The organism is Flavobacterium sp., assembly GCF_044338735.1.
Classification (GTDB): domain Bacteria; phylum Bacteroidota; class Bacteroidia; order Flavobacteriales; family Flavobacteriaceae; genus Flavobacterium.
Genome location: NZ_JBIIWV010000194.1, coordinates 1 through 3,641, shown reverse-complemented (window position 1 = coordinate 3,641; position 3,641 = coordinate 1). Strand labels below are relative to the sequence as shown.

The window sequence follows — 3,641 nt, the reverse complement described above, 5'->3', positions numbered from 1 at the left end:
TTGATGAAGTATAAAAAATATCATGAACTTTATTAATTTCGGCTAATAATCTTGCTTGATTTTCCAATAAAGTATCAGAAATTACAAAGGTGTAGTCGGTTAATGAAGACCGAACTGTAATTTCCCCAATGTTCTTTAATACTTTGGAAATTTTATAATTAATCTTAAAATCTAATTCTTCCGATAATCGCTTTAATGCCATAACTATGGCTCCTTGTTTTACTTCTTTTCCTAAGTGCGATTGTAACTCAGGCATCATGATTCTTGACAAAGAAGTCAAATTTATTATTCCTTGCGAAAGGGAATTTAATAAAAAAGGTTTTGATTTAATGTATTGTTCTACTACAGAAGAAATAGTATTCATGTGAATTGTGCTTTATTAGGGTTTAAGTTGAACAAATGTATAAAAAAATACTATTTGTTATAGATATAACATCAGAAATAATGAAAAGCATCTTCAATATGCTCTAGTATGAATTCATTATTTTCTTTATGAATCGCAACAATATCAAATCGGACATTTACATCTATTTCATTTTGAATAATATACTCATTTATCGCCTTCACTAACAATTGAATTTTTTTTGGTTTTACAAATTCTTGAGGTAATCCAAAATCAATACTCGAACGTGTTTTTACTTCTACAACTGCTAAAACTTCTCCTTTCTTCGCAATAATATCCACTTCTGCTTTCTGAAACGTCCAATTAGTTTCTAAGATTTCATAGCCGTTTTTTTGTAAAAAATCAACTGCTAATTCTTCTCCAATTTTTCCTAATTCGTTGTGTTCTGCCATTTTTTCAATGTGTCAATTTTCAATGTGTCGATTTGCCAATTTTAAATAAATTGAAGTTTTACTTCTCTTTCATTTACTTCAAATGCTACTTGTTGACCAAGAATTAATGTTCGATTGTCTTTTTGATGTCCGGCAGGAAATTGAAACGCTATTGGAATGGAAAAATCTTTAGCTATTTCTGTAATAATTTGCACTTCATTTTGACCAAAAGGAATTTCATTATCGTGCATATCCGTCATACTTCCTACTACAATTCCTTTAACTTGTTCAAAATAACCATTACGTTTTAAATTATACATCATTCGGTCAATATGATATAAATATTCGTCTAAATCTTCAATAAATAGAATTTTATCTTTTGTATCAATTGCTGATTTTGAACCTAACAAACTGTACAAAATAGAAATATTTCCGCCTACCAATTCGCCCGAAGCGGTTCCTTTTACATCATAACTTTTCGAAGGAATTGTATAAGAAATCGTTTCTCCAAAAAGTGCTTTTCGCAAAGTATCCTTTACTTCTTCAGGAGCATTTGGAACAGTAAACGGCATTATGGAATGTAAGGTTGCCACACGTTCTATATTTAATTGACTATGCAAAACGGTAACATCAGAAAATCCCATTATCCATTTAGGATGTTTCTTAAATTTGGAAAAATCTATTGAATCAATAATTCTAACCGTACCATATCCGCCTCGAGCGCACCAAATGGCTTTTACGTTTTCATCATCTAATTGTGTTTGAAAATCTGCCGCTCGTTCGGTATCTGTACCACCTAATTGAAAATTGTCTAATCCAATTGTGGCTCCTAATTTAACGTTTAGTCCCCAAGATTCTAATAAATCAATAGCTGGTTTGGCATCTTCGGGAAAAAATTTACGTGCTGTACAAACAAGAGCAACGGTATCTCCCGCCTTTAAAAATGGTGGTATAATCATATAAAGTTCAATAAGAATTCAAAAATAAGGAATTTGAACAGAAAAATTCGTCTATTCCTCTTAAATGAATTATTTTTGTATCAAATTTAATGACAATATGTTAAAAAATCCGAAAAGATATACCATTACAGCAGCACTTCCTTATACTAATGGACCCATTCACATTGGTCATTTAGCAGGTGTTTATGTGCCTTCAGATATATATTCAAGATATTTACGATTACAAGGAAAAGACGTGGCTTTCATTTGCGGAAGCGACGAGCACGGTGTGGCAATTTCTATGAAAGCGAAGAAAGAAGGCATCACACCTCAACAAGTAATTGATAAATATGACGGAATTATTCGTCAATCGTTTTTAGATTTTGGAATTTCTTTTGATAATTATTCCAGAACTTCATCGGAGATTCATCATAAAACGGCTTCCGAATTTTTCAAAAAATTATACGATAAAGGTGATTTTATCGAAGAAACTACCGACCAATTATACGATGCAAAAGCAGATCAATTCTTAGCAGATCGTTTCGTAACTGGAACCTGTCCAAAATGTGACAACCCAGAAGCGTATGGCGACCAATGTGAAAAATGTGGTTCAACATTAAATGCAACCGATTTAATCAATCCGAAATCGACTATTACAGGAGAAACTCCGATATTAAAATCGACAAAACACTGGTTTTTACCTTTAAATCGTTACGAATCTTTCTTAAGAGAATGGATTTTAGAAGGTCATAAAAACGACTGGAAACCCAATGTTTACGGACAAGTAAAATCGTGGGTTGATGGTGGTTTAGAACCAAGAGCCCTAACTCGAGATTTAGATTGGGGGATCGATGTGCCTGTTCCAGGTGCCGAAGGAAAAAAATTATACGTGTGGTTTGATGCGCCTATTGGTTACATTTCGGCAACCAAAGAATGGGCAGCTCGCGAAGGAAAAGATTGGGAACCCTATTGGAAAGATGCCGATACAAAATTGGTTCATTTCATTGGAAAAGACAATATTGTTTTCCATTGTATTATTTTTCCAGCGATGTTAAAAGCAGAAGGAAGTTATATTTTACCCGATAATGTTCCTGCAAATGAATTTTTAAATTTAGAAGGAAACAAATTATCGACTTCAAAAAACTGGGCGGTTTGGTTACACGAATATTTACAAGATTTTCCTGAAAAACAAGACGCCTTGCGTTATGCTTTGACAGCTAATGCTCCAGAAACAAAGGATAACGACTTTACTTGGAAAGATTTTCAAGCCAGAAATAATAATGAATTAGCGGCGATTTTTGGTAATTTCATCAATCGTGTTGTGGTTTTAACCAATAAATATTACGACGGAATTGTTCCAACGCCAAACGAATTTTCAGAAGTTGACGAGCAAACTTTAGCCGAGTTAAAAGCGTATCCAGCGGTAATTTCAAGTTCGATTGAACGTTATCGATTTAGAGAAGCATTAGGCGAATTAATGAACGTAGCCCGTTTAGGAAATAAATATTTAGCCGACGAAGAACCTTGGAAAATGGTGAAAGAAAATCCGGCAAGAGTGCAAACTCAAATGTATGTAGCGCTACAAATTGCGTCAGCATTAGCCATACTTTCTGAACCGTTTTTACCATTTACATCTTCTAAATTGTGCAAAATATTAGATATTAAAATCAATAATTGGAATTTAGAATTTGAAAACTGGAATTTGACAAAACCCGGACATCAAATTGGTCATTCCGAAACTTCGGGAGGAATTTTGTTTGCCCAAATTGAAGATGCCGAAATTCAGAAACAATTAGATAAATTAGAAGCAACTAAAACCGCCAATCAAGTGGAAAACGCAAAAGCTGAACCGCAAAAAGAAATCATCACTTTTGAAGATTTTGCCAAAGTAGATTTACGAATCGGGACGATTATTGAAGCCGAAAAAAT

General features: G+C 33.4%; 3 protein-coding genes and 1 pseudogene. 1 reads left to right on the top strand and 3 read right to left on the bottom strand.

Annotated features, from left to right (window positions below; genetic code table 11):
- The 3 genes and pseudogenes from ACIQZC_RS09895 to ACIQZC_RS09885 all read right to left on the bottom strand — a co-directional run.
- Nucleotides 1-364: pseudogene (locus ACIQZC_RS09895) on the bottom strand (aspartate kinase); the annotation flags it as partial.
- Between the two features lie 71 nt (nt 365-435).
- Nucleotides 436-795 (bottom strand): YraN family protein, encoded by a 360-nt coding sequence (locus ACIQZC_RS09890; RefSeq protein WP_396139060.1) that lies wholly within the window; start codon nt 793-795, stop codon nt 436-438.
- A 41-nt stretch (nt 796-836) separates the two neighbouring features.
- Nucleotides 837-1,733 (bottom strand): LD-carboxypeptidase, encoded by an 897-nt coding sequence (locus tag ACIQZC_RS09885; RefSeq protein WP_396139059.1) that lies wholly within the window; start codon nt 1,731-1,733, stop codon nt 837-839.
- Between the two features lie 97 nt (nt 1,734-1,830).
- Here ACIQZC_RS09885 and metG point away from each other — a divergent pair.
- Nucleotides 1,831-3,641: methionine--tRNA ligase (gene metG, locus ACIQZC_RS09880; RefSeq protein WP_396139058.1), on the top strand; the 1,811-nt coding region annotated here is incomplete at its 3' end.